The 19,983-nt window shown below is 58.3% G+C and carries 11 protein-coding genes and 1 rRNA gene; 6 read left to right on the forward strand and 6 right to left on the reverse strand.

The window, feature by feature from the left end:
• Positions 1-197: 197 nt before the first annotated feature.
• The 5 genes from NA78x_RS23190 to NA78x_RS23210 all read right to left on the reverse strand — a co-directional run bounded on the left by NA78x_RS23190 (position 198) and on the right by NA78x_RS23210 (position 8,561).
• Positions 198-1,719, reverse strand: a 16S ribosomal RNA gene (locus NA78x_RS23190).
• 762 nt (positions 1,720-2,481) lie between these two features.
• The gene (locus NA78x_RS23195) at positions 2,482-4,812 is read right to left on the reverse strand and encodes a CotH kinase family protein (RefSeq protein WP_425614764.1); all 2,331 of its coding nucleotides are present in this window, start codon (positions 4,810-4,812) and stop codon (positions 2,482-2,484) included.
• An 81-nt stretch (positions 4,813-4,893) separates the two neighbouring features.
• Positions 4,894-6,786, reverse strand: a complete 1,893-nt coding sequence (locus NA78x_RS23200; RefSeq protein ID WP_425614765.1) for a pre-peptidase C-terminal domain-containing protein — start codon at positions 6,784-6,786, stop codon at positions 4,894-4,896.
• Positions 6,787-6,994: 208 nt separating this feature from the next.
• Positions 6,995-8,068, reverse strand: coding sequence for a hypothetical protein (locus tag NA78x_RS23205; RefSeq protein WP_425614766.1), 1,074 nt, complete (start codon positions 8,066-8,068; stop codon positions 6,995-6,997).
• An 85-nt stretch (positions 8,069-8,153) separates the two neighbouring features.
• Complete coding sequence (locus tag NA78x_RS23210) at positions 8,154-8,561, reverse strand: hypothetical protein (RefSeq protein WP_425614767.1); 408 nt, start codon at positions 8,559-8,561, stop codon at positions 8,154-8,156.
• 363 nt (positions 8,562-8,924) lie between these two features.
• Between NA78x_RS23210 and NA78x_RS23215 the strand changes: the two genes are divergently transcribed.
• The 6 genes from NA78x_RS23215 (at position 8,925) to NA78x_RS23240 (ending at position 16,496) form a co-directional block, all read left to right on the forward strand.
• A complete protein-coding gene (locus NA78x_RS23215) occupies positions 8,925-9,584 on the forward strand; it encodes a sigma-70 family RNA polymerase sigma factor (protein WP_425619472.1) in 660 nt (219 codons plus the stop codon).
• Positions 9,581-12,115, forward strand: a complete 2,535-nt coding sequence (locus NA78x_RS23220; RefSeq protein ID WP_425614768.1) for a protein kinase domain-containing protein — start codon at positions 9,581-9,583, stop codon at positions 12,113-12,115. Before NA78x_RS23215 ends, NA78x_RS23220 begins: the two co-directional genes overlap by 4 nt.
• Before the next feature lie 129 nt (positions 12,116-12,244).
• Positions 12,245-13,348 (forward strand): hypothetical protein, encoded by a 1,104-nt coding sequence (locus NA78x_RS23225; RefSeq protein WP_425614769.1) that lies wholly within the window; start codon positions 12,245-12,247, stop codon positions 13,346-13,348.
• A gap of 51 nt (positions 13,349-13,399) precedes the next feature.
• Complete coding sequence (locus NA78x_RS23230) at positions 13,400-14,431, forward strand: aldo/keto reductase (RefSeq protein ID WP_425614770.1); 1,032 nt, start codon at positions 13,400-13,402, stop codon at positions 14,429-14,431.
• 133 nt (positions 14,432-14,564) lie between these two features.
• Positions 14,565-15,620, forward strand: coding sequence for a UDP-3-O-(3-hydroxymyristoyl)glucosamine N-acyltransferase (gene lpxD / locus NA78x_RS23235; protein WP_425614771.1), 1,056 nt, complete (start codon positions 14,565-14,567; stop codon positions 15,618-15,620).
• A 15-nt stretch (positions 15,621-15,635) separates the two neighbouring features.
• Positions 15,636-16,496, forward strand: a complete 861-nt coding sequence (locus NA78x_RS23240; protein ID WP_425614772.1) for an LpxI family protein — start codon at positions 15,636-15,638, stop codon at positions 16,494-16,496.
• Between the two features lie 232 nt (positions 16,497-16,728).
• Here the strand turns inward: NA78x_RS23240 and NA78x_RS23245 are convergent, their stop codons facing one another.
• Positions 16,729-18,846: a peptidylprolyl isomerase gene (locus NA78x_RS23245; RefSeq protein ID WP_425614773.1), complete on the reverse strand. Its 2,118-nt coding sequence runs from the start codon at positions 18,844-18,846 to the stop codon at positions 16,729-16,731.
• Between the last annotated feature and the right edge of the window lie 1,137 nt (positions 18,847-19,983).

The following is a 19,983-nucleotide window of genomic DNA, read 5'->3' on the forward strand; positions in this document are numbered from 1 at the left end:
AGTGGCCCAAAGCCGGTGGACAAGAAATAAAAAAACCCGCTCAGGTTGGCTAACCTGAGCGGGTTTATCAATTCAATTTGGTTGGATTGCCATACGAAACTCAAAAATGAGTTCGATTGGCTGACCTCTTCACAACATGAGACAGTGTGCACTTGTGTCATTCCGGCGTCGCCGCACGGAAGACGGATAATCCTTAGAAAGGAGGTGATCCAGCCGCAGGTTCCCCTACGGCTACCTTGTTACGACTTAGTCCCAATTACGGAGTTCGCCTTAGGCACCTTGCTCCTTGCGGTTGCGACAGTGCTTTTGGGCGCCCCCCATTTTCGTGGCTTGACGGGCGGTGTGTACAAGGCTCAGGAACACATTCACCGCGGTATGCTGACCCGCGATTACTAGCGATTCCGGCTTCATGCAGGCGGGTTTCAGCCTGCAATCCGAACTGGGGCGCGATTTTTGCGATTTGCTGGCTCTCGCGAGTTTGCATCGCTTTGTGCGCGCCATTGTAGGACGTGTGCAGCCCTAGTCATAAAGGCCATGAGGACTTGACGTCATCCCCACCTTCCTCCGGTTTAACACCGGCAGTCTCCTTAGAGTCCCCGACATTACTCGCTGGTAACTAAGGACAAGGGTTTCGCTCGTTAAGGGACTTAACCCGACATCTCACGACACGAGCTGACGACAGCCATGCAGCACCTGTGTAAAGGCTCTCTTGCGAGCACTCCTCCCTTTCAGGAAGATTCCTAAACATGTCAAGACTAGGATAAGGTTCTTCGCGTAGCCTCGAATTAAGCCACATCCTCCACCGCTTGTGTGAGCCCCCGTCAATTTCTTTGAGTTTCAGCCTTGCGACCATACTCCCCAGGCGGAGCACTTAACACTTTCGCTACGACCGAAATCCTGTGCAGGACTCCGGTCCAGTGCTCATCGTTTACGGCTAGGACTACCGGGGTATCTAATCCCGTTTGCTCCCCTAGCTTTCGTTCCTCAGCGTCAGAAGAGACCCAGTGAGCCGCCTTCGCCTCTGGTGTTCCTGATGATATCAACGCATTTCACCGCTCCACCATCAGTTCCGCTCACCTCTATCTCCCTCGAGCCCGGCAGTTTGAAGCGCAATTCCTTGGTTGAGCCAAGGGATTTCACACCTCACTTACCGAACCGCCTACGAACTCTTTAAGCCCAGTAAATCCGAATAACGTTTGGGCCTCTCGTATTACCGCGGCTGCTGGCACGAGATTAGCCGGCCCTTCCTCCAAGGATCGGTCAATATAATGGGTGAACCCACTACAATTTCCTCCCCTTCGACAGCGGTTTACAACCCGAAGGCCTTCATCCCGCACGCGGCGTCGCTCGGTCAGGCTTGCGCCCATTGCCGAAGATTCTCGACTGCAGCCACCCGTAGGTGTCTGGGCAGTGTCTCAGTCCCAGTGAGTGGGGGCACGCTCTCACGCCCCATATCCATCGTTGCCTTGGTAAGCCGTTACCTTACCAACTAGCTAATAGACCGCAGGCTTCTCTCAGGGCGGAATCACACCTTTGATCCTTAGATATCATCTGGTATTACCGGCAGTTTCCCGCCGCTATCCCAGACCCCGAGGTAAATACCTACGTATTACTCTCCCTTACGCCGCTCACCATGTATTGCTACATTTAGCGCACGACTTGCATGCCTAATCCACGCCGCCAACGTTCATTCTGAGCCAGAATCAAACCCTTCAATTGTTTATTTGCTTACCGAACAAGCACCACAGCCGAAGCCGCGACACTCGCCGGATTCAATAGCCAATTCAGAGTCTGGCTGGTTTTGCAACTTGGTCAAAGTTGCGAATAGCCAAAAATCAACCACAATCTCATGTAGACTATGGTTCTTCAGGTCAAAAGACCCAAATGAACTTGAAGAGGTCACCAACCAAATTGTCAAAGATCAGACTCAAACTTACCAGCAAAGCCTTGCGACTTCGTCAGCACCTCGTCACTTTCAGAACCAAGGTTCCTTAGTGGCGAGTCGCACATCTTAGCAAACCCAGAAACCAGGTCAACAGGGGTGAGAAGAATTTTTTTGATTCATTCTCGCTACTGTTGAGACACTCAAGAAACGAATGTGAGAAGCTTTCACTTCTCCGTTCGCTGAACGTCATTGCTCAGTACGTCCCGAAATCTTAACGCGTATCCGCTTTCAGAAAAGGGGGGCACCGAACCTTTTTAGGAAATTCCTGTTCGCTGCGTCGGAGCCCCTATCATCGGCCCGTCCTTCACGGCTTCTTCACTCCATTCTGCAGCCCGAAAAAGTTGACCGAGACCGCAGTAACCGCTGCACGTAAGTCTGCGAACCGAGGCAAGCCAAGAGCACCAACTTGTTCAACTAGGGAGGCCCTTGCTGGACGGAAAGTGCCATATTTCTCGGCTGCGGCGCGAGTTGGTGCCCAACAATCGAGACAAAGTTGAACACCCCCCTTTTGCGGTTCGACAGGACTTACGGCGATCCTAGGGCTGGGCAAGCTCGCCGATGGCCGAATGCTGTAGTAGGAATTTGCGGCGTTCTTTGGCAAACAGTTCCAGGCTACTGCGATGTCCCGCATTCGGTCCATTTCCGCTGGGAAGAGGCCTTAAAACGGCTGCTTCGAAGTCGGCCAGCGACGTCAGTTTGCGCGTATCAGCTGCCACATCCATTTCGATCAGCTTGGCATGCTCGGCCACCACCGGGCCGAGCTTGTCCCAATCGAGCCAATCCTGGGCGATCGTACGTACGTTTTGCAGGTACTTTTCCCGGAATTTGGGCACAGCGAGCAGCTTGCTGCGCAAAGGCTTGCTTGTGTCGTAGAGACCAACGAGCGGATCGATGCGGTAACCGCTGCTGTTTCCGCCACCCACCGCCGGAGGTCCACCGGGACCGCGCCCGCCTCCCATTGGACCGCCGCCGGGCCCACCCATGCCTGGTCCCATGCCGGGCTGGAGCACTTCGTTCATGTCGTGGGCAATTACGTGGAATTTGCCACTGGAATCGCGAAACAGGCTGTAATCGCTGCCCCGAATCCAATACCCGTCGCTGTTGATGAGCGCGTTATCGAGAGCCAAGAACCACAACGCGCCATCGATATCGAGCATTGGCGAAATCGCTTGCTCCAATTGCTCGGGAGGCGTTTCGCTGAGCGTTTTACAAAGCAGAATCAACGCTTTCCAGGCTTTTTCGCCGTCGCTCGATTTCATTTCGTAGCGGCGTTCGTAGTCGGCAATATTTTCGCCCAGGTAGCTGAGCGAACCACCGCCACCAGGGCTGCCACTCACTTTCCAGCGAGTTCCCTTCGAGTTCGGATAGTTCTCGGCCAGGAAAATCTTGTCGAACTGCTGGGCGTTCACATACAGTCCCCAACTCTCGCCGTTGATCACCACTTTCACAAAGTTCGCCTTCGGTGCCGGGATGTATTGCCGCGAAATATGCGAATACAGCACGGTATGAAGGAAAGTCGGATCATCGTTCGCATTCAGCAGGTTCAGCGTCTTGTAACCGTACAGCCGCTGGTTTTCGTCCACAAAATCGAGCGACAAATTGAATGACCGCTTCGATCCCGTGGGAATCATGCCGAAGGACGACATCCCTCGGAAATGAATCCCGACGTTCGGATACTTTTTGCCATCGACGGTGAGAGTTGCCGGAACTTCGACATCGGTTCCGTGAAAGTTCTCGAGTTCCTGCTCCCAATCGGAGTTTTCAAATTCGAGAAACAATGTCCGCACAATATTCGGGGCATACAGCGGCGCATCAGCGATCGGCTTGACGTCGGCAGGGTCGACCTTGGGTCCGGGTTTGCCCGGTTCGCGACGCCCCATTCCCGGTGGACCGCCGCCGGGCCCACCAGGACCACGTCCACCGCCCCCCGGTGGGCCAAAACCGCCGGGGCCACCAGGCCCGCCGCCGGGGCCTCGTCGAGGCTGAGATTTTGCTTCTTCGCGGGCGAGTTTTCGTTCGTCGTTGTTCAGCCAACCATCTGCGTTCTTATCGAACTTCTCGACTAGCTTTCGTTCTTGACCACCACCGCCTGGCGGGCCAAAACCTCCGGGACCGCCGGGGCCACCAAATCCGGGAGGGCCAAATCCAGGCGGACCGCCACCGGGACCTCCCGGACCTCGCCCCATGCCGCCAGTGGCGGGTGGTGCGGGAAAGGCAAACTCCTTACCGGTCATCTCAGCCCACTGGCTTTGCTGGGCCGGCGTTAAAACCGCCAAGAGATCGGTTTTCGCCTGGGGCGAAACCACAGCCGGGCCCATTCCCGAGAAACTGCGAGCCTGCACTTCGGCCAGTTTGGCAAGTTGTTTTTCGCTAAGTTCTAGGCGCTTGATGTGCTCGGGCTTCGACAAAGCAGCGGCACCTTCACGCTGTAATTGCAACTGCGAGAACCGCTTCGCCTGATCGGGACGCAACAACCGGGCGACCGTTTCGTCGGCCGCTTTGTTAGCCGCTTCCACCTTCGCGCGACCTTCGGTCATGCGCTTGTTGCGTTCCTCTTCGCTCAATTCGCCCATCTGCTGCGGATTGAAAGAGGCAAAGGCTTCTTGGGTGGCCTTCTGCTGAGCGTTGGTCGCAGCGGTGAGATCTTTTTTCTGTTGCTCGTCCAGCGAGAGCTCTCGCTGAACTTCGGGCATGGCGAGCAAGCTGGCCGCGGTATTCTGTGGTGGCCCTCCGCCTGGAGGACCACCAGGGCCGAAGAAGCCCCGCAACATTCCGCCGAATCCACCACCGGGCGGTCCGCCACCGGGACCACCGTTGGGTGGCCCCTCGCGAGGCGGTCCTTGCGGGGGCTGAGCAAACAGTCCCACGCCAATTAATAGAATCCCGACCGCACACCCTGCCCACGCAATCGACGCTCGCACAGAGGCCTCAATTCATCAAACAAGACTTCACCAATCAGCACCCTCGCTGGCAAAGTTCGCTTCACCAGCGAAGAGCAGGTCGATCGCGGAGTTGGCACTGGCGTTCGCAGAGTTGCCGGCTGAATTGCGAGAATTCAGCAAACTGGCTATCTGATCGATGGCGGCGTGCAGCGAATCAACACGACTCTGGGATGCTAACCCCGCTAACGACGCGAGGTTTTGCCCAATCACCGAAGTCAGAACGGGCCGTGACGGCGAATATTGCACCGACGACGTGTTGCTGTTGGTGCTCGATCCGCTCACCAGCAAGGTGGAATTGCTCGGACGGGTGTAGGCATCGGCACCCGCGTAGTTCACCGAGTAGCCCAGATCGGCCAATGAACCGATCGTGATGCGGCTCAGCGGGTTAGCACCAGAATTGATGTACCCCGTCATGATCTCGGTGCGGAAGGTAGCTTCCCGCCAATGAGCGTCGCGCGTGCCACTGCCGCCACTGTTCTCGACGGGTACTCCCGTCGAAGTGGTACCAAAGATTGAGTTGTAGGCAGCGACCGCGTTTGCACCGATAAAAAGCGGATTGCTGGTTCCCGCACCGGTGAGTAGCCCGCGCGACGACCACAGCGTACCAACTCCTAGGACGTGTCCCATTTCATGCACGATCACACTGAACAACGAACCATTCGCTTCCATGGCCGCCATATCGGCCGAATCGAACTCCATACTGCCGTGATAGGGCAGGCGCGTCCCCGAGGTGCGCAGCCGGTCGTAGCCGGCTTGCCCCAGAATGCCATTCACGCCATCGATGGCCGCTGAACTGGCGTTGATGAGCAGATCGTCAACCGCAATGCCGTTGTACGTGGCATTGGGCAAATCGCCGACAATAATCGCTTCCCACTTCGCAGCCGCTTGTTCAAAAATCGCCCGCTGACTGGCGGTAAAGCCAACGTAGGAGATTTGAATATCGAAGCCACCGGTCGTCGGCGGAGTTGTCGTGGTAACTGGAGCGACAATCTGCAACGAGTAGCCAGGATTGGTCGCACCGGTGGCGCTGTAAACCCGCGCGTAGTAGGTTCCCGCAGCCAGGCCCGCAAGTGAGACGCTCTCTGTGTTGCCTGTGCCATTCGAAGTGGCCAGCACGGTTCCAGACGAGTTCGCCAGCTGCAGAGCCAGGTTTCCTTGCGTGTTCTGGAACCCAATCGACACGACGTTCGTGCTCGCACCGGTGGCCGTAGTGACAAAGCGGAACCAGTCATTGGAATCGGCGAGCACCAGGTTCGACACATTCGCATTCGCAGTGAGCGTGCCCAAGTTCGAGGCTGTCGCTAGCGTATCGTTATTTTCGTACCCATCGTCGGTTAGAGTCGGCGGCGGTGGCGGCGTGGTCGTGCCGAGGTTAACCGTCAGGTCGTAATCGGGATTCGTTACGCCGCGGTAGCCATAGACCCGCGCGTAATAGGTTCCAGCGGCCAAGCCGCTGAGAGAAACGCTCTCGCTGTTTGTCACGCTCTGCGAGATCTTCAGCCGTTGACCAAACGAGTTGTACAGTTCGAGATCCAAGTCGCCCGCTGAGTGCAGAAATGCCAGCGACACGTTGGCAGTCGTAGCTGCCTTAGTTGTCGTCGTAAAACGGTACCAGTCGTTGGCATCAGCCTGGACGAGATCATTGATCGTCTTGCTCGCGGTAAGTGTGCCCAGATTCTTGGCGGTGGCGCGAGTATCGTTTTCCTCGTAAGCGTCGTCCACTAGCGCGGCAGCAAAGCCGCTCCTGGAACTTTGGCTGGCAGAGGTACTGAGCAACTTGATGCCCAGCGAAGCCAGATCGAGTGCAGCCATCAAGCTGCGGTCTTCGAGAGCTTCCACCTTCATCGGCCGAAAGAAACTGCGATTGCGACGCCCCCGAGTCACCCAATCCATTCTCATTTGCGTTGCTTTCTCCGGCAGAACGCCGGCAGAAGAGAAGAGTGCTGCACGCTAGGGCGCGGCGCTGAAAAGTTCCGGTTTGGCAGCGCCCACAGCTTCGTAAATATATCCGCCTCTCCGAAAAATCCAGCTACAGGTTTCCGCATTTCGCTGTGCATTTTTCGCAGCCAACGTGGCGCCCATTGCTGGCAGAATTGCGAGCCTTTCGCTAGGGACGCACTGCTGGTCCGCGCGCTCCACCCACTCCGGCGAAGCCGCGAGCGGCACCAGGGACGCCACGACCGCCGTGAGGTCCGCGACGGCCACCAAAGCCGAGCTCAACGCCGAGATTGATCTCGGTTTCACCGCCCACGGTGGCCGTTTCGGCTAAGGTGACTACATCGTCCTCATTGCCACTCGTAACGCTCAAGTCTCCCTCGATCGTGCCGTCGTGAGTCAGCGTATTGTCGCCATCACCGAGCAGGACGTTTAGATCGCCCGAGAGAACCGAGTCAGTCGCAATGGCGACGGTATCGTTGCCACTGCCCAGGCAAATGTTGACATTGCCGGAGACTTCACCGGCAATCGTTACGCTGTTGTCGCCGCTCCCACCACCGATCTGCAGCGAGCGTCCGACGGTGGCTTCGGCCAATAGCTGAATCACATCGTCGCCGCTGCCGGTGAGAATTGCGGCATCGCGCGTCACTGCGCCGACAATGGACACTTCGTTGTCGCCGCCACCTAGCCGCGCCGCAACCGATCGGCCGATGGTAGCCCCTGCCGCAATCTCCAGCGTATCGTCACCTGCGCCAGCAAAGACAACCAGGTCGCGCGTCACCGTGCCCGCGACGCTGACGCTGTTGTCGCCATCTCCCAGACGTGCTTGCACCGATTTGGCAACCGTCGCATCAGCGGCCACTGTGAGCGAATCATCTCCCTCGCCGCCGCGATAGTGCAGATTGCCGTTCACGGTGCCAGTTTGCAGCGTGAAGCTGTTGTCGCCGTCACCGAGATCGACCATGACGTCATCAACGCTCTGGCCATTGAGGTTGAGGGTGACTTCATCGTTGGTGCCAGCGGTAGCATCCAACTTGATGCGGATATCGTCGCTCACCGCTTCCGCCGTCGAGATCAGCACGCCGTTGTCGCGCACCTCATAGGTATCCGCATCCACGGCAGTGATTTCGACCGCTCCATCAGCGTCACCGGTGACGATCAAATCGCCATCGGTGACAGTCACACCTACCGTTAAGCAGTACCGCTGTTCCAGGGTCTCAAAGGTTCGCTTGCTCAGTCGTTTCATCGTTCGCCCCATCCTGTTCCGAGAGAAGTTAGTTACGCCCCTGCAACAGTTGGGACGAACGATTGCCTGCCGTGTCACACGGCCTTTACCGAGCCCGTGGCGAAAATTCGAGCGAAGCGAACGTGGAACTTGTAGGTGCCCGGGCTGTGATTTGACCGGGAGAATTAGCCGGCGCTTGCTTGAGCTTTTGCTCGCGACGGACGTTGGCCCAGTACTGACGGCGAGCAAGACTTTCGACGCGGCGGGCCTGGTCCTCCATGGCCTTTTGATAGCGGGCCATCACCAACTGCCGCTGCAAAGCCTGTCCGAGCATTTGGTCATAGGCCCACGAACCAGGACTCGTTAGCATCGTGCCGCCGCTCGAGCCACCACTGGTAACTGCTCCCCCCGAGCTAGCACCGCCTCCGCCGCCTCCCCCTTGGCATTGAGCCTGAACTTGGCTCGCCGAGGCTGCGATCAGTGCAATCACGATCCATAAAATGTTCCGCTGCATTGTCTTCTCCTCTATTCCAGAAAGTGCCATCCCAAGACCCGGCAGCGAATCAATGTATCGCTGGCGGATAAGCCCCTGCGGTGACATTTCTCTAGGACGAGAACCAGCGGCACTTGTCACGCAAAGTCTTAGAAATTTCTGAAAGTCGCGCACCTCACTGCAATAAGCGGGCTCGCTCACTCGTTCCAGAGAAGCTCGTCGATTTCATCTCATCACCGGTCATCAGCGGAAGGCCGCAGTTTTCTGGCCACGGCTACAATCGCCACTACAATGAAGGGCGGTTCCAGTCCGGAGGGCTAACTGCGACTGGCAACTAAGGCAGCACCGCCAGTGGTTCGCTGCCGCGAGGGATCACTCTTGTCTATCACGGCTGTTCCTCTCAGCACTTCGTCAGACAGTCAGCACCGCGGCGAAGCCGATGCCCAGCAACAGCTGGCGGCGGCCAAGTTGGGCGATGCCACGCAGATTGGTACGTTGCTGCAACTGTATCGCAACTATCTGACGATTCTTGCGACGGCTCAACTCGATGCGCGGCTGCGTCGCCGTGTCAGCCCGTCCGATCTCGTGCAGGAAGCGCTCCTGGGAGCTTATCGAGATTTTCCTCAGTTTCGCGGCGGCAGTGAGCGAGAACTCCTCGCCTGGCTACGTCAGATTTTGATTAACTGCCTGCATCATGCCTACGAGCAGCACGTGAAGGCTGGCCGGCGAGATCTGCGCCGCGAAGTCTCGCTCGACGATGTTGGCCAGGCGCTCGATCGCTCGGCCCTGCGACTCGGCGAATGTCTGGCCGCACGCGGTGAATCGCCTAGCGCGCCAACTCACGCGCGCGAGCGAGCGGTGGAAATTGCCGATCAACTCGCGCGCTTGCGGCCCGACTATCGCGAAGTGATCGTGCTGCGAAACTTGCAAAGCCTGTCGTTCGAAGAAATTGCTACCCGCATGGATCGTAAGCCCGGCGCGGTTCGCATGCTGTGGTTGCGGGCGATCGAACAATTTCGCCGTACCTACGAGGCCAGCGAATGACTCGCGAATCGTCGGCCATCTCCGCAAACGAATTGCTTACCCCGAGTCAATCGCCCGATTCGTTGCTCGACCTGACCGACGAGCAACGCTTGCGGCTGACGGACGTGCTCGACCGTTACTTATCGTCGCTCGAGCACGACGCGCCTCTCGATCAGGCAGCGGTGCTCGCCGCTTATCCCGATCTGGCCGATTCGCTCCGCACCTATTTCCGCAGTTTGGAAGACCTGCACGATATGGCTGCCGGCTTTGGCGGCGGAACGCCAGAAAAAGAGACGGATGATTCGCCCGAGACAGGCCAGCAGCGAATCGGTGACTTCGAACTGCTGCGTGAGATCGGTCGCGGCGGGATGGGCGTCGTCTATGAAGCACGCCAGATCTCGCTCGACCGGCTCGTCGCAATCAAGATCTTACCCTTTGCTTCGGTTCTCGATTCACGACAAATCGCTCGCTTCAAGCACGAAGCTCAGGCAGCGGCGCAGTTGCATCATCCGCATATCGTCCCCGTCTTCGCCGTGGGTGTGGAGCGAGGCGTTCACTACTATGCGATGCAACTCGTCAACGGTCAGCCTCTCGATGCCTTCCTTGGTGACCTACGAAATTCGAAGCAGCGACCACCGCGAGATCACTTTGCCACGATTGCTGACTGGATTCGCCAGGCCGCCGATGCCCTGCACACAGCGCATGAGTTTGGCATCGTCCATCGCGATGTGAAGCCTTCGAACTTGTTGCTCGATACACGCAGCCAGTTGTGGGTCACCGACTTTGGCCTCGCGCGCATCCAGCACAATGCTTCTCTCACCCGGACTGGCGATCTCGTCGGTACGCTCCGCTACATGAGTCCCGAGCAAGCTGCGGGGCGAATGTTGCTGGTGGATCATCGCAGTGATGTTTACTCGCTGGGTGCCACGCTCTATGAATTGGCCACGCGGTGTCCGGCGTATGCGGATGAACCTAGCACCAGCGTGCTGCGGAAGATCGAATCGCAAGATCCTGTGTTGCCGCGCAAGTTGCGGCCGGAGATCCCCCTCGATCTCGAAAACATCATCCGCAAAGCGATGGCTCGCGAGCGTGACGACCGCTACGCCACGGCGGCCGACTTTGCAGCAGATCTCGGCCGGTTTTTGAACGACCAGCCTACGATTGCCCGCGCGCCCAGTGTTGCCGAACGCCTAGTGCGATTCAGCCGGCGAAATGCAAAAGCAATGGCAGCGACCATCAGTCTGCTACTGCTCGCGGTGGCCGGTCTGTCGATCAGCGCCTTTCTGATTGCTCTCGAAAAACAGAACACGATCCATCAAATGCAACGGGCGGACCGTTATGCGAAAGATGCCCGCGCAGTGCTCGATCGCTTCGGACGTCAATTGGCCGAGCGCTTGGCTGATGTTTCCGGCGCGGAACAAGTCCGGCGAGACTTGCTGCTGGAAGCCAGCAAGTATTACCGTAATTTCATCCGCGATGCTCAGCACGATTCAACACTTCGTACAGAACTCGCCCTCGCCTACGGACGACTTGCCACATTGCTCGACGAAGTGGGTTCGCGGGACGAAGCGATCGCCGCTCATCAACAGGCCGTGACGTTTCTGGCAGAAACAAACGACCAACGGCAACTAGCGCTCGCCCGCAACAATCTGGCACTCGCGTTTCAACGACAAGGAAATTTGGGGGGAGCGGCCGAGCAACTGTCCGCAGCAATCACCCTGCAGCAAGACCTGCTGGCTGATTCACCCCAACCATCTGCAAGGGCGATCGAGTTGGCAACGTCCTTCAGCAATCAAGGTCTCGTGCAACAGGCCCTCGAACAGCCCACGCTGGCGGAGGCATCATTCCAGGCCGCAATTCAATTGCTACAACAGCGGCTCGATGCAAACTCGACAGACGCGGAAGTCCTTCGTCCACTGGCGGCTGCCTACAACAACCTGGCCGGACTCAAACAAGAGCAACCAGCGAAGGCCATCGACTTGCACCGGCAAGCCTTGCGCATTCAGCAGCAAGCGGCACGTCGCAATCCAGCCGACGAGCGATTACAACGCGAATTGGCACTGACCCATTTCAATCTGGCATCTATCTCATCGCGCTTGAAGCTCTGGTCGAACGCTGCTGACGAATACCAGCAGGCCAGCGAGCTGCAAGCGAAGCTCGTTGCTCATTCACCCGCCAACTTGACTTACCGGCGCGACTTGGCCATCAGTTACAACAATCTGGGACTTGTCCACAGTCGCACTCAGCAGCCTGACAACGCCGAGCAGGCGTTTGTCAAGTCGATTGAGGTTCAACGCCCGCTGATCGCCACAGCACAGGCGACCGCTGACGACTACAGCAAGCTCGCCAGTTCACTGAGCAACTACGGAGTCGTGCTCGGCAAGCTGGGCCATCATGAACAGGCGACGGCGGCTCTTGCCCACGCCATTTCGCTGCAGCAGACAGCAATTGAACTGCAACCCGAAACGGTTCGCTTCCGCAATCTACTCGCCCGGCATCAGTCGCTTCACTCCTCACTCGTCGCCACGGCCGATCTCGTCATCAAGCCCTAATCACTGGCCCGCACCATGCACAAACCTCTCATCAGCTCTGCCCAATCGCGCCGGCCGCTTCAGTGCGAATTACTCGAACCGCGCGCGATGTTGCACGGCGGAGGGTTCCGCAATTTCAGTCACGACGCAATGCCAGCAAGTTTCTCGCAAGCAGATTCGCAACCAGCACCAACCATACAAACGTATAGCCGAGGTGGCTCGCCCTCGCGCAATGGCTTGCATGGCGACTTTGTCCGTTCAGACCATTTTGGTAGCAATCGAGGTGATCGTCGTGGCGATGACGTTCGGCAAATTGGTTACTTGGGTGGTGACCTACCAGCAGCATCTTCGACTCCGTCCTTCGATTCGAGCATTTACTCGCCACCCGTCTACCATCCGCCGATTGTCGTTGTGATTGTTCCACCGACACCTCACAGCACTTCTTTCACGCCACCAGCTTCGAATGGCTCAAGCAGCGTGCGCGATAGCTTGCAATCGCTGGTCTCTTCCAATCTCGGCGAGAACCCTGCCGAGAATAATCGAGGTTCATCTGCGGGTTCGCTGCGGACGAGCAGTTCCGATTCTTCGGCGGTGCGACTCACGAGCAATTCACTATCACCATTGGCGAGTCTTTCGTTGCTCAGTAGCGACCTGCAACTTGCCGCCGACAAAGCCGCTCCTTCGCTCTCCGGCGAATCTCTGCTCGCCAGCAACAGCGACGAAAATGCGGCGACCCGTTTAGAAGACGAGCAACCAGCATCCAACCCTCAAACCGTACTGTCGGCTGACAAGCAGTTTCGACCAGACAGCGACGACGAAGAGACGCTGATTCAACTCGATCAATACGATCCGCTCGCCCGCGGTAAGCGAAAGCTGATCACTCCCAAAGGCAGGACGCTGCTCACCGATCGCGCCGAACTCGACTCCAACTCACTTCGCCCCCAACATCGCCCGGGACAACTAGAAGCTGCCACTCGCGAGCAGATTTGGCTCGCAGCGGCCGACCAACTCACCGCTACGCCAGTAATCAATGATGAGTTGATTGAACTGATCGCCGCTGAGCCAACGCCAACGCCTCAGGCCGCCATCACCGGCACTTCTACTCCCTTCAAGCAGTTCGCGCCGGCGAGTTCGCTCGAAGCATCGCTGGGTTACTATCAGGCTGGCGAGATCGAGGGAGAAAATTCCCCGGCGGTAGTCACACCGGCTGCGGTCGCCGCGGCAGCCTCATTGCCAGTCGTTGAACCCAAGTGAGATACTGCAGGCTGAGTCATCAGCCTCGCAGCGATCACAAGGGAAGCGATCATGGATTACAGGCAACTGGGCGGTTCGGGCCTCAAGGTTCCGGTGTTGAGTCTCGGCACGGGAACATTCGGCGGCGGTGGTGAACTGTTCAAAGCGTGGGGCGAGACCGACGTCGCCGAAGCGAAGCGGCTGATCGATGTCTGCCTTGAGGCAGGCCTCAACATGTTCGACTCGGCCGACATCTACTCCCAAGGGATGGCCGAAGAAATTCTCGGCGAAGCCGTGAAGGGCCGCCGCGATCAACTGCTGATCTCGACGAAAGCGACCTTCCGCTCCGGCAAAGGCGCGAACGATGTGGGCTCGTCGCGGTTTCATTTGCTCAAGTCGGTCGATTGCTGCTTGAAACGACTCAAGACCGACTACATCGACCTGTTTCAACTGCATGGCTTCGATGCTGTCGCGCCGGTCGAAGAAACCCTCAGCACGCTCGACGATCTCGTCCGCGCGGGGAAGATTCGCTACATCGGCTGTTCCAACTTCTCGGGCTGGCATTTGATGAAATCGCTGGCGGTGTCCGATCGCTATGGTTGGCCCCGCTATGTGGCCCACCAGGCGTATTACTCGCTCGTCGGTCGCGACTACGAGCAGGAACTGATGCCACTGGCCGTCGATCAGAAAGTGGGAGCCGTTGTTTGGAGTCCATTGGGCTGGGGACGTCTCACCGGCAAGATTCGCCGCGGCCAACCCTTGCCCGAGAACACTCGCCTGCAGAGCAAGCTGAACCGAGACATCGGCCCGCCCGTTTCCGACGAGCATGTCTACAACGTGGTCGATGCCATCGACGTCGTTGCCAAGGAGACCGGCAAAACAGTTCCGCAGGTCGCTCTCAACTGGCTGCTGCAGCGCCCGACTGTGGCGACAGTCATCGTCGGTGCCCGCAACGAAGAACAGCTGCGACAGAACCTCGGCTGCGTGGGCTGGAATCTTTCCGCCGACCAGGTGAAGCAACTAGACGCCGCCAGTGCCACCACGCCGGCCTATCCCTACTGGCATCAAAAGGGCTTCGCCGAACGGAATCCGTTTCCCGCTTAGGCCTGCGGTTTCGCTAGCATGCTGGGGTTTTCGGTATTGTAACGCGGCAACCGGGCAAGCTACATTGCAGCCCGCTAACTAGAGAGCGGCTGACGGGATGTTGCCGCTAAATGCCTGAGGGGAAAGGATTCCAATGAACCTCACACTCTCCGCGATTGCCGACTTGGTGCAGGGAACGCTGCACGGCGACGAAGAGATGCTGATTACCGGTGCCGCTACCTTGGTGGCTGCGCGACCGGGCGAAATCACACTTGCCGACAACCCCAAACTGGCGAAGCAGCTGGCTGCCAGCCAGGCTGCCGCCGTGATCGTGCCGCTCGATTACACGCCGCACGATGTGCCACACATCAGTGTGCCGAACGTACACGCTGCGTTTGCGACCGTGGTGCAATGCTTCCGCCCGCAACGCACGCGGAAGAGCATTGGCATCAGCCCTTCGGCTTCGATCTCAGCTTCCGCGCGCCTTTCGGCGGGCGTCGAGATTCATCCGCTCGCTTACATCGGCGAAGACGTCGATATCGGCGAAGGAACTACCATTCACTCGGGCGTGCGGATTCTCGAAGGAAGCCGCATTGGCGCGGGAGTCACGATTTACCCAAACGCGGTGCTGTACGAAAACACGGTCGTCGGCGACCGCTGCAACATTCATGCGGGTGCGATCCTCGGTGCCCATGGCTTTGGCTACAACAGCACCAGCGGGCAACACGTCCTTTCGGCACAGCTGGGCTGGGTCGAACTGGGCTGCGATGTCGACGTCGGCGCTTGCACATGCATCGATCGTGGCACCTATGGCCCGACCACAATTGGCGACGGCACCAAGCTCGATAATCAGGTACAAATTGCCCACAATTGCCGCATTGGTGCACATAACCTCATTTGCTCACAATGCGGTTTAGCAGGCAGCAGTTCGACTGGCGACTACGTAGTGATGGCCGGTCAGGCTGGCTTGCGAGATCACGTGAGCGTCGGCGATCATTCGACCATCGGTGCCAAGTCGGGCGTGATGAACGACGTGGCCGCTGGTTCGCATGTACTGGGCATTCCAGCCACGGACGAGCGACATCAGCTCAGCTGCATCGTCGCCGTACATCGGCTGCCTGGACTTCGCCAACAGATCACGCACATGCAACGCCAGCTCGAAGCTCTGCAAGCTCGCTTGCCCGGTGGTGCTCAGGCTGACGCCGCATAACTGAACTGAATCGCCATGACCACTTCCCCATCGAACTCGATCGGCCTGATTGCGGCCTGGGGACGCTATCCAATCGTCATTGCCGAAGCCCTGAAGGCTCAAGGAAAGACAGTCCACTGCATTGCCATCAGTGGTCATGCCGATCCGCAACTCAAGACGATCTGCGATTCCTACCGCCAGTTCGGCGTCGCCCGCTTGGGCGGTGCCATCCGGCACTTCAATCGCCTGGGCGTGAGCAAAGCAACCCTCGCGGGAAAGATCCACAAGCACAAGGTTCTGTACAGCCGGTTTGGCTGGCTCTCGCTCGTGCCCGATCTGCGCACGGTGCTCGCCTTTGTGCCAGCGTACTTCACCCGCAGTCGCGACCGCAAAGACGACACCCTGCTGGGCATCATCGTCGACGAGTTCGCCAAGGATGGAATTCACATGGCTCCTGCAACCGACTTCGCTCCCCAACTGCTCGTTTCGGCCGGCGTGCTCACCAAGCGGCAGCCCAGCAAGTTTGAGCAGGAAGACATTGCCTTCGGTTGGCGAATTGCCAAGGACCTGGGGCGTCACGATGTCGGTCAAAGCGTGGCCGTTAAAGGTCAGGCCGTGATTGCCGTCGAAGCGGTCGAAGGAACCGACGAGTGCATTCGCCGCGCGGGCCAGCTCTGCCGCCAAGGTGGCTTCGCCGTCGTGAAGGTCGCCAAGCCGCAGCAAGACATGCGGTTCGATGTTCCGACCATCGGCATCGGCACCATCGAAACGCTTGCGGCGGCTCGTGGCAAGCTGCTCGCTATCGAAGCCGGCCGAACCATTGTTCTCGACCAGGACGAAGTCGTCCGTCTCGCCAACCAGCACGGCATCTCGATCGTCGCCGTCGATCTGGGCTAGTCACTGCCTAGGCATCTTGCCTGTGATAGCCGCAGCACTCCCGCGGCTGGTGAATCGACAATGCCCGGCCAATGATCTGGGTTGGCATCAGGCTACACCTGCAGTGCTAACTCGTCGTGCTCCCACGTTGCACGAATCGGAATCAACTTCCCCCAACAGCACACGCAGCCACGAAAAAACCGCAGGCGTTTGGGCCTGCGGTTCGAAGAGGTTGATCTAGCTAGGTTGAGGTCTAGCGAGTGGTCGATTGTCCGACAGGGCGAGACATCGTACCGGCAGCAGGAGTTACTCCGCCGGGCGCACGGGCAGCACCAGGGCCACCGGCAGGAGCCACGGCCGAGGTTCGCTGAGGAGCACGACCCGCGCCAGGTGCACCGCCGAAGTTCACCGCTTCACGGCCCGATTGCGAAGTGCCCGCCACGTAGTTGTCGATTTGCGAAGTCTTCAGCAGGCGATCGAACTCACTGCTCATCTTCATCCGCAGCTTCTTTTCCTGCAGATCCTTCGTCAGTTCCTTGCGAGCATCCTGGGGGTCGACGGCGACCGGGCGAGTGCGACCGAGGCATCGCAAGATGATGAACTGATCATTCACCGCGATGATGCCCGAGAGTCCACCCGCTTGCAAGCTGAAGGCGGCCTTCTCAAGTTCGGGAGCTCCGCTGTTCTTTTGGATCGGCGGCACCTTGCCACCATTGGCTCGCGACGAAGGCTCGACCGAGTACTCGCCGGCGAGATTCGCGAAGAACGAATCCGTCGCGTTATCGCGGGCCATCTGCCACACGCGTTGAGCCTGGCGTTGATCGCCGAGCACAATCGCTAACACTTCGACTCGTTCGCCGTAGTTCGATTCGTAGGCCTTTTGCAGGTCGTCTTCCGTGATCGCGACCGTGTTGCCGACGATCTTCTTCAGCGCCACCGATGGCCACACCGCATCGCGAATGTACAGCTCTCGCGGGGCCTTGTCTTGCTCGGTCACATGCTTGAGCCAACGATCGACGTCCGGAGTACCGTCGGGTTTGGTCATGCCGTACATATCAGCGGCGCGAGACACTTCGGCGTCGAGATCGGCCTGCGAGATCGACATCTTCTTCTTGTTCAATTCCTGAGTCAGCACCTTGCGGCTGATTTCTCCTTCGAGCACTTCCTGACCGTAGCGCGAGAGGCACTCGTCGGTCAATTGCTGCGTGGTGATCGGGCGGCCGTTGACGGTCGCGACCACACCCGGCATCTGCTTTTCCAACTCCGGGTTGTTGTAAATGTTGACGATCTTGGCGCTCTGCGCCATCGTCTCGAAGAAGCCAGCAGCCACGCCTCGCAACTTGCTTTCGCGGATCCGCTCCTTCAGCTTTTCTTCGAATTCGGCCTGACGTTCGGGTGGAATGATGCGACGTTCAATCTGCTCTTCGCACTTCAAAATGTAGTACTTGTCGGCGACCTGAATGACGGGCGAAATTTGCCCCGGCTGCAAGCTGAAGGCGATTTGCTCGAGATTCGCATCGCCCAGGTGGCGGCGAATCGGCGGAATCACACCATAGCCCGACGCCACACCCGGATCGTCGCTGTGCTGCTTCGAGAGCTCGCGGAAGGTCTCGGGCTTGGCAGTGGCCGCCGCGTGCAGTTGATCGGCCAATTGCTTTTGGCTGTGCACAATCAGCAGGGCCTTTACCTTCGGACCAAATTCCGAGTCAAAGGCCTTTTGCAACTCATCATGGGTCACTTCGGTTTGCTCGGCCGAAAGCTTGCGCAGGGCGAGCATCGGCCACACGATTTCTCGCTTGTACTGGCCTTCGCTGTACCCCCGTTCTTCATGCAGCAACTGCATCCAGCGATCACGAGGCAGACCGAACTTGCCGGCGATGCGATCGATTTCGCCTTCGATGTCGGCGTTCGTAATGACGATCTTCTTCTGCTGGCAAGCCTCGGCAATCAGCTGGCGATTGACCATGCCTTCGAGCACTTCCTTACCGAACCGCCACAAGCATTCTTTGCCCAGGTCGGCCTGGCTGATTTGCTCGCCGTTGACGACAGCCATCACTTGCAACTGCGTTGGATTCGGGCGAATCGCTGTTTGCGTAGGTTGACCCGCGCCCGTTGGCTTGGGAGCAATCTGATTGTTTGGCACTTGCTGGGCAGGCACCACGCGCTGCGAAGTGGCAGGCTGATTTCCCGGAGCCTGATAACGATTTTGAGCGGGGGCCGCTGCCGGACGTGCAGTTTGAGCGGCTGCCTGTTGATTCAAGCCGTCGACACCAAGCAGGGCAGCGGCAAACAGGCCGGCGCTGGTCAGTGCAGCAAAAAACTGGCGGCGGCGAGTGCGAGCAGCCGGCCGATTAGTGTCCTTACCTGTCATGAACATTCTCCCTCAATCCATTGTGGGGCGTCGGTTGGCAGCAGCGACTGGCTCTACTTGCCAGCCGAGCAAACTGGGTCTGCTAGGCAGAATTTTCCTCCAAATCGCGGCAAAAACATTCAAGAAAACGGCCTGCAGCGATTCAGCGGCGGCGGGACTATAGGAGGCTGCGTAAAATCGGTCAAGGCGAAGGACAGAGATTGAACAACTGCTCGACGCTAGCAATGCTCGCCACGCAACCGCCCCGGCGCCGGAACAGCGTGAGTACACTTGTTGCCGGCCGACTATCCATTCGACGTAAGTCTTCAAGCTGGCCCTCTGCTCGGAAAAAACTGTGTTCACAAACCGCCCTGGCTGGTTAACCCGACCTGCCATATCTCTCGGGTGCGGCGCGCCTGAGTGTTCGCCAACCCTCCCGGTTTGTGAACACCCCACCCGTTCCACACGTTGCGACTTACGTCGATTTCGACTGCCGCTCCCCATCGGTTTCTCATCCTGTTTGCTGAATCACCCGAAACATTGCACTCGGACTGTTGCACCCAGCCTCTGATAACCACTTCTGATAACTTTTTCGGCCTTTCTTCCGCGATAACCAATCGCTCGAACCGTCAGCCGACAAGCGACTTACGTTTACGAAATCCAAGTTCCCAGGCAAACGCTGATAACCACTTGCTGGCGACGCAAATTCTCCCTGCTCGTGGTTCGCCGGCCCGTTCACTGGCCACCGCTTCACCCGCCGACCAGCCTCGAGCAGTCGAAACTCCCCGGACAGGATCGCGCTGCCCGCCGCTTCTACCAACCCGCTCCGCCATGTTGAACAGTCCCCCGCATCCCTTTTGATGCCCCGCTTTTGATAACTTTTTGCGCGAAAACTTGCGTTCAACCATTCGCCCTAACCCGTTCCGCTCCAGTTCTTTGCAACGGTAATCGCCCCAAAATCACCCGTTTCCCGATAACCGTTTGATGACCACTCTCGCTCCATTTCACTCCGCAGCCTGAACAGGCCCCGAACAGGGGACTCGGTCTTTGGTGGCGGCAAAACTTCTCGTCTGCCGATTCTCCTCCCCCCTGGCGGCCAAGCCCAGCTTCGATTCCCTTCCAAGGGTCGCTCACCCTGGCTTCCCTCTGCTGAACAGT

The organism is Anatilimnocola aquadivae, assembly GCF_049819085.1.
Taxonomy (GTDB): Bacteria; Planctomycetota; Planctomycetia; order Pirellulales; family Pirellulaceae; genus Anatilimnocola.

What these genes read in the sequence shown, in the direction of transcription:
- NA78x_RS23225 (WP_425614769.1), top strand. Translation starts at nt 12,245, where the DNA reads ATGCCAGCAAGTTTCTCGCAAGCAGATTCGCAACCAGCACCAACCATA.
- NA78x_RS23240 (WP_425614772.1), top strand. Translation starts at nt 15,636, where the DNA reads ATGACCACTTCCCCATCGAACTCGATCGGCCTGATTGCGGCCTGGGGA.
- NA78x_RS23230 (WP_425614770.1), top strand. Translation starts at nt 13,400, where the DNA reads ATGGATTACAGGCAACTGGGCGGTTCGGGCCTCAAGGTTCCGGTGTTG.
- NA78x_RS23210 (WP_425614767.1), bottom strand. Translation starts at nt 8,561, where the DNA reads ATGCAGCGGAACATTTTATGGATCGTGATTGCACTGATCGCAGCCTCG.
- NA78x_RS23245 (WP_425614773.1), bottom strand. Translation starts at nt 18,846, where the DNA reads ATGACAGGTAAGGACACTAATCGGCCGGCTGCTCGCACTCGCCGCCGC.
- NA78x_RS23205 (WP_425614766.1), bottom strand. Translation starts at nt 8,068, where the DNA reads ATGAAACGACTGAGCAAGCGAACCTTTGAGACCCTGGAACAGCGGTAC.
- NA78x_RS23220 (WP_425614768.1), top strand. Translation starts at nt 9,581, where the DNA reads ATGACTCGCGAATCGTCGGCCATCTCCGCAAACGAATTGCTTACCCCG.
- lpxD (WP_425614771.1), top strand. Translation starts at nt 14,565, where the DNA reads ATGAACCTCACACTCTCCGCGATTGCCGACTTGGTGCAGGGAACGCTG.
- NA78x_RS23200 (WP_425614765.1), bottom strand. Translation starts at nt 6,786, where the DNA reads ATGAGAATGGATTGGGTGACTCGGGGGCGTCGCAATCGCAGTTTCTTT.